Origin of the sequence: Streptomyces botrytidirepellens, assembly GCF_003721215.1 — a bacterium.
Taxonomy (GTDB): Bacteria; Actinomycetota; Actinomycetes; order Streptomycetales; family Streptomycetaceae; genus Streptomyces; species Streptomyces himastatinicus.
Genome location: NZ_RIBZ01000698.1, coordinates 1 through 6,922, shown reverse-complemented (window position 1 = coordinate 6,922; position 6,922 = coordinate 1). Strand labels below are relative to the sequence as shown.

Here is a 6,922-nt window from a genome sequence, read left to right as displayed (position 1 = left end):
GCCGGGCTACCGGGCCGCCAGGCCACGACAGCGCCCGGCGGCGCGGGACCGTCGGGCCACCGGGCCGCCACTGCGCCGTGCCACCGGGCCGCTGGGCCGCCGGGCCACCGGAAGACCAAGCCGCCAGGCCGTCGGGAGACCGGGCACCCGAGCGTCGGGCTCGGGCTGCCATGGCCGCCGGGCCGACACACCGCCGGGCCACCGGAAGACCAGGCCGCCGGGCCGCCAGTCCGCCACAGCACCGGGCCACCGGAAGACCGGGCCGCCCGGCTGCCAGGCCACCACACCGCCGGGCCACCACACCGCCCGGCCGCCACACCACCGGCCCGCCCGGCGGCCCTTGGGGGCTAGGCGCGGACCGTGGTCAGGACCTCGTCGCGGATGCGGTCCGCGGTTTTGGCGTCGCGGGCTTCTACGTTCAGGCGCAGCAGGGGCTCGGTGTTGGAGGGGCGGAGGTTGAACCACCAGTCGGCGCTGGTGACCGTCAGGCCGTCCAGCTCGTCCAGTGCGATGCCCTCGGCCTTGCGGCCCTCGTAGGCGGCCTTGACGGCCTCCATGCGGCCGGTCTGGTCGGCGACGGTGCTGTTGATCTCGCCGGAGGCGGCGTAGCGGTCGTACTGCTCGACGAGCTGCGACAGGGGCTGCTGTCCGCCGCCGAGGGCGGCCAGGACGTGGAGGGCGGCGAGCATGCCGGTGTCGGCGTTCCAGAAGTCGCGGAAGTAGTAGTGCGCGGAGTGCTCGCCGCCGAAGATCGCGCCGGTGCGGGCCATCTCGGCCTTGATGAAGGAGTGGCCGACGCGGGTGCGGATGGGGGTGCCGCCGTTCTCCTTGACGACCTCGGGGACGGACCAGGAGGTGATGCAGTTGTGGATGACCGTCCCGCCCGGGTGCTTGGCCAGTTCGCGGGCGGCGACCAGGGCGGTGATCGCGGAGGGGGCCACCGGTTCGCCGCGCTCGTCGACGACGAAGCAGCGGTCGGCGTCGCCGTCGAAGGCGAGGCCGATGTCGGCGCCGGTCTCGCGGACGCGGGCCTGGAGGTCGACGATGTTCTCGGGGTCGAGGGGGTTGGCCTCGTGGTTGGGGAAGGTGCCGTCCAGCTCGAAGTAGAGGGCGTCCAGCTCCAGCGGGAGCCCCTCGAAGACGGTGGGGACGGTGTGGCCGCCCATGCCGTTGCCCGCGTCCACGACGACCTTCAGCGGTCGGATGGCGGTGAGGTCCACGAGGGTGCGCAGATGGGCGGCGTAGTCGGTGAGGACGTCGCGCTGGGTGATCGTGCCGGGGTCGGCGGCGGGCTCGGGGGCTCCGGTCTCGGCCCAGCCTTCGACCAGGGAGCGGATCTCGGCCAGGCCCGTGTCCTGGCCGACGGGTGCGGCGCCCGCCCGGCACATCTTGATGCCGTTGTACTGGGCGGGGTTGTGGCTGGCCGTGAACATCGCGCCGGGCAGGTCGAGGTGGCCGCTGGCGAAGTAGAGCTGGTCGGTCGAGCAGAGGCCGATCTCGGTCACGTTCACCCCCAGGGAGGCGGCCCCCCGGGCGAAGGCGCGCGACAGGCCCGGCGACGAGGGGCGCATGTCATGGCCGACGACGATCGCGGCCGCGCCGGTCACCCGGGTGAAGGCGGCGCCGAACAGCTCGGCGAGGGGTTCGTCCCACTGGTCCGGGACCACACCGCGGATGTCGTACGCCTTCACGATCTGCGACAAGTCGGGCACAGCCAACCCCTTCTCGAGGTCCTTCTTACACGGAACTCAAAACCTACCCTTCGGACCTGGGCGGCAACTGTGAGGCTCACCTACCGGCCTACGGCAGCATCCAGCCCAGCAGGAACGACGACTGCGCGACGACGATCAGGCACATCAACAGCAGCAGCCCCAGACTCCACGGCAGCACCTTCCGCAACAGATCCCCCTCACGCCCCTTGAGTCCGACCGCGGCGCACGCGATGGTGAGGTTCTGCGGGGAGATCATCTTGCCGAGGACACCGCCCGAGCTGTTGGCCGCGGCGAGCAGGTCGGGCGAGAGCCCGGACTCGCGGGCGGCGGTGACCTGGAGTGCGCCGAAGAGGGCGTTGGCAGAGGTGTCCGAGCCGGAGACGGCGACGCCGAACCAGCCGAGCACCGGGGAGAGGAAGGCGAGCCCGGCCCCGGCCGCGGCGACGAAGTGGCCGATGGTGGCAGCCTGCCCGGAGAGGTTCATGACGTACGCGAGGGCGAGCACCGAGGTGACCGTGAGGATCGCGTGCCGCAGCTCGCGCACGGTGGCTGCCCACTCCCCCAGCGCGTCGCGCGCGGCGACCCGCAGGACGGCCGCGGTGGCGATGCCCGCGAGCAGGACGAGGGTGCCGCCGGTGGCGAGCAGGGGCAGCGCGAAGAGGTTGCCGCTGACCGGCTCCCCGTCGGGGTTGGCGACGTCCAGGAACGGCCAGTCGACAGTGCGGGTGGCCTTGGCCAACAGGTCCTTGACCGGGCCGATCTGGGCGATGGAGAAGATCGCGACGATGAGCGCGTACGGGGCGTAGGCGCGCAGCACTTCGGGGCGCGGGTCCACGTGGTCCAGGTCGTCGCTGCGCACTCCGGTGAGGACGGCGGCGCGCACCGGTTCCTCGGCGGGCCGCCGGGCGGCGGGTACGGCGACGAGCGCGGCGGCGCCGATGAGCGCGGCGGCGATGTCGGCGAGTTGGACGGAGAGGTAGTTGGAGACGGCGAACTGGGCGACGGCGAAGGCGGTTCCGCAGGCGAGCGCCGGTACCCAGGTCTCGCGCAGCCCGCGCCGCCCGTCGACCAGCACGACCAGCAGCAGGGGGACGACGAGGGCGAGCAGCGGGGTCTGCCGTCCGACGACGGAGGCGACGGACTCCAGTGGCAGCCCGGTGACTTGAGCGAGCGTCACCACCGGGGTGGCCATGGCGCCGAAGGCGACGGGCGCGGTGTTGGCGACGAGCGCGACGACGGCGGCGCGCACCGGGTCGAAGCCGAGCGCCACGAGCATGACCGCGCAAATGGCCACCGGTGCGCCGAATCCGGCGAGGGCCTCCAGCAGCGCGCCGAAACAGAAGGCGATGACGAGGGCCTGGACGCGGGGATCGTCGGAGAGCCGTCCGAAGGAGCGGCGCAGGACGTCGAAGTGGTCGGTGCGGACCGTCATCCGGTACACCCACAGGGCGTTGACGACGATCCACATGATGGGGAAGAGCCCGAAGAGCACGCCCTGTGCGCCGCTGGAGAGGGTCTGTCCGAGGGGCATTCCGTACGGGAGACAGGCGACGAGGACGGCGACGGCGAGGCCGATGGGCCCCGCGTAGTGGGCGCGCATCCGCACCCCGCCGAGCAGGGCGAGGACGGTGAGGAGGGGGAGGGTGGCGACGAGGGCGGAGAGGGTCAGCGAATCGGCGACGGGCTCCAGTTGCTGCACGAACACACGGGCCTCCTGGGAATCCTGGAAGTCCACATCCGTGATGCGGAAATGGAGGGCTCGGGGTCCAGGAATGGTCGTGGCCGTGACGAGTTCGCGTCAATGCCCTGGAGGGAAGTGATCGACTGGCACCGGAAAATTGTCCGCGCGACGGACGGGAGATGACGAGCAGGAGATCGCGGGCGAGGCTTCAGGAATCCGGCGAGCGCAGCACCCGCAGATGGCCGCGGCGGGCCACCTCCCGGGGATCGGCCTCCCGGCCGCTCTGTCCGCCTCCGCCCGGAGCACCGGGCGCCCCGGATCCGCCCCCGGCTCCGGCCGCGCGCTCCTGGGGGCGAGCCGCCTCGCGGACCGCGTTGGCCAGGGCTTCCAGATCGTCGCTGCTCGGCCGGGCCGGACCGGTGTCGACGGCCAGCCGGACGACCTCCCAGCCGCGCGGAGCGGTCAGCCGCTCCGAATGCTCCGAGCACAGGTCGTAGCAGTGCGGCTCGGCGTAGGTGGCCAGCGGTCCGAGAACCGCGGTCGAGTCCGCGTAGACGTACGTCAGCGTCGCGACGGCGGGGCGGCCGCAGGCGGTGCGCGAACAGCGACGTACAGGGCTCACGACGTTGGACGGTACCGCACTCTTGAGCGGGCCGCGACGACTCTCCACCAGCTCACTCCGCCGTGTCGTCCCGGTTCGCCCCGTGCACCCCATACGTGCACTTCCCGGCTGACCAGCGCGGACATCGGGGCGGCCGAGAGCCACCGCGGACGATTCCGGTCAGCACGCGAACAGAGAGGGGTCATCCTGGGACAGAGAAGCAAGCAGAGAGAAGTCCGTTTATGGATGTAAGCATGGCCGGAATGTTCATTAAGTGACATTGGACATGGCTGTCCAGTAAGCACGTGGCGGGGGCGGGGCGACGGCTACCCTCGTGAGTGATGACCAGGCCCGTACCGTCCGACCAGCCCGAGCCGCGTCCCCGGCGCCGCGATCGGCACGGCCGGGGTATGCGCGGTCCGATCGCGCCGCCCCAGGTCCCGCTGTCGGTCAGCCGCGCCGAGTCCTTCATCGACCTCGTACAGGACTCGGCGGAGCGGCTGGAGAGACGGTGGCCACAGCTGTCGGGAGTCGACTTCACGGTGCTGGAGGTGCCGGTCACCGGGGTCGGCGGGGGTGCCGACGCGCCGTCCGGGCACGGCCTCGACCGACATCCGCCGCACGGCCCCGGCCTCACCGACGGGTGGGACGGTGAGTCCGTCCCCCTCGGGCGCTTCATCGCGGCGCGCGGCGACGCGCCCGACCGGATCGTGATCTACCGGCGCCCGGTGGAGATCCGTACGAAGAACCGGGACGAGCGCGCCCTGCTGGTGCACGAGGTCGTGGTCGAGCAGGTGGCCGAGCTGCTGGGGCTGGAACCGGAGTCAGTGGATCCGCGGTACGGGCAGGAGTAGCCGGTACGGGCAGAAGAGCCGGTACGGGCAGGAGCAGGCGGGACCGGGCCCCCGGCCCCGCCCCGACGAGCTCTAGCGGTTCAGGACGGACAGGTCCTGCGTCGCGTGCGGGACCTCCACCGTCCCCCGGTCGTCCGGCAGCGACTGGATCGTGAAGGCCGGGACGTCGCCCTCCGGGAGGGACAGCATGCGGGAGGCGTGGACCGGGCCGCCCGAGAGGCGTTCCACGGTCACGGCGTACTGCCCCTTGGCGCCGGACGGCCTCGGCGGGGCGACCGCCTTCGTGGTGCCTCCCTTGACCGTGTAGGTCTCACTGGCGGGTGTGCCGCCCCCGCTGCCCGCCGAGGCGGTGACGCGGACCTTCGCGGTGCCGTCCGGGGCGACCAGGGAGAGGACGGAGCCCTTGGCGCGGTTGTCGGCGGCGGTGGCGGAGCGCTCGATGGCGCCGGTCGCGGGGATGAACGCCGTCTCCTGGTCGCTCCCCTTGCCGCGGGTGACCTGGAGCCCGGCGACCACCGGGGTGGCCGGGCCCTCGCTGTCCTCGGGGGCGAGCAGCAGCGAGCCCGGTTCGCCCTTGGTGACGTCGCCGAGGTCGATGGCCGCGCTCATGCCGCTCTTGACGTGCAGGGACTCATGTCCGGCCGGGGTGATCGAACTGGTGGGTCCGGCGAGCCGCACCTTGAGGTCCGCGTCGTTCGCGCCGGGCGCGAAGACCACCAGCCGCGCCGAGGTGGCGTCGGACGGTATGCCGGGGATCGCGACGCGCGTGGCGGGCACCGCGGAGGCCGGGATCCAGTCGCCGCCGCGCTTCTCGTCGACGGCCTGCACGGCGGCGCCGATCCGTCCGCTGCGGGCCGTCACATGGAGGGAGACATCGGTGGACCGCTGATCGGTGAGGGTGGAGAGCAGGACGGGCACGGTGGACCGGCCCGGCACGGTGATCGACTCGTCACTGGTGGGCTTGAGCTTGCCGTCCGGACCGTACATCGTGAGGTCCACCTCGGCCGCCCGGTCGTCCGGGTTGGTCAGATGGACGAAGTCCTGCCGGTCCTTGCCGGTGGACGCGCCCGCGAACCAGAAGTCGGTGTCCGGTGCGGTGCACGCGGTGCCCATGAGGCCGCGTCCGCTGCCCGCGTCGATCGCGGTGGTCTGCTGCACGGTCCAGCCGGGCGCGAGCGGGCCGTCGGCGGTGCCGATGAGCGCGGGGGCGCCCGAGCTGTCGGTGTCGGTGGTGACCGGCGCGCCGGGGCGCTTCAGCGGCAGGACGGGTTCGTTCTTGCCCTTCCCGCCCCGGGGGTCGCCCTCCTCCGACACCTCGTCAGGGCTGCTTTCCGCGGGCACCAGTTCGGCCTTCGCGCTCCCGCCGCCCGCGCCGCCGCCGCTCCGCTTCGGGGTGTACGCGGTGTACGTCGTACGGCTCACGTCGGAGGAGCTGGGCGCCGGGCACAGCAGCGTGGAGCGCTGGACGGGCAGCCGGCTGGCGGCCTTGGCCGCCGTGCCCGCGTCGTCCGACGGGCCGCCGGTGAGGGTCGCCACGCCGGTGACGGCGGCCAGCGCCGCGGCCGTGCCGATCAGGGACAGGGTGGTGCGGTTCATCGCTGCTGATCGCTCCCGTCGCGGCGGCCCTCGGGGTCGGCGCCGCCGTACGTCGTGTCGCCCTGGGCGGGGTACGTGCCGTCGGGGTAGGGCTGCTGCTGGTCGTAGGCGTACGGATCGGCGTACTGCCCGGCGGCGTACGGATCGGGGGCGTACGCGTCGGGGTACGGGCCGCCCGCGTACGGGTCCGCCGGGTACGCGGCGTCCTGGTACTGCCCCTGCGGGTACGGAGAGCCGCCCGGGTACTGGTCGGCCGGGTACTGCCCGTATCCGGCGTCGGCGTACGGCGCTTGCGCGTCCCACTGCCCGTACGGCTGCGCTTGCGGCTGCTGCGGCTGCGGGTCCGGCTGCGGCGGTACGAACGGCTCCGGGATGAACACGGGCGGCTCGGCGGGCGGTGCGGGCGGCGGGGGCACGTCGGCCTCCGCGCCGCCGGTCCCGCCGTCGGCCGGAACGTCCCGCGGCGCCTCCGCGGCCT

The 6,922-nt window shown here is 73.1% G+C and carries 5 protein-coding genes and 1 pseudogene; 1 reads left to right on the top strand and 5 read right to left on the bottom strand.

What is annotated here, in order from left to right:
* Positions 1 to 347 precede the first annotated feature (347 nt).
* From EEJ42_RS36200 to EEJ42_RS36190, 3 genes are all read right to left on the bottom strand, one after another.
* Positions 348 to 1,712: a phosphomannomutase/phosphoglucomutase gene (locus tag EEJ42_RS36200; protein ID WP_123106438.1), complete on the bottom strand. Its 1,365-nt coding sequence runs from the start codon at positions 1,710 to 1,712 to the stop codon at positions 348 to 350.
* Positions 1,713 to 1,800: 88 nt separating this feature from the next.
* A complete protein-coding gene (locus tag EEJ42_RS36195) occupies positions 1,801 to 3,417 on the bottom strand; it encodes an L-lactate permease (RefSeq protein ID WP_123106439.1) in 1,617 nt (538 codons plus the stop codon).
* A 184-nt stretch (positions 3,418 to 3,601) separates the two neighbouring features.
* Entirely contained in the window at positions 3,602 to 4,063 is a 462-nt protein-coding gene (locus tag EEJ42_RS36190; protein WP_123106437.1) for a DUF3499 domain-containing protein, read from the bottom strand.
* A gap of 272 nt (positions 4,064 to 4,335) precedes the next feature.
* Between EEJ42_RS36190 and EEJ42_RS36185 the strand changes: the two genes are divergently transcribed.
* Positions 4,336 to 4,848 (top strand): metallopeptidase family protein, encoded by a 513-nt coding sequence (locus tag EEJ42_RS36185; protein WP_123106436.1) that lies wholly within the window; start codon positions 4,336 to 4,338, stop codon positions 4,846 to 4,848.
* A gap of 72 nt (positions 4,849 to 4,920) precedes the next feature.
* On the opposite strand, the gene EEJ42_RS36180 is transcribed toward EEJ42_RS36185, so the two are convergent.
* Both EEJ42_RS36180 and EEJ42_RS36175 read right to left on the bottom strand, forming a co-directional pair.
* A complete protein-coding gene (locus EEJ42_RS36180) occupies positions 4,921 to 6,444 on the bottom strand; it encodes a DUF5719 family protein (protein ID WP_123106435.1) in 1,524 nt (507 codons plus the stop codon).
* A pseudogene (locus EEJ42_RS36175) lies at positions 6,441 to 6,922 on the bottom strand (hypothetical protein); the annotation flags it as partial. The pseudogene EEJ42_RS36175 and the gene EEJ42_RS36180, both read right to left, overlap by 4 nt.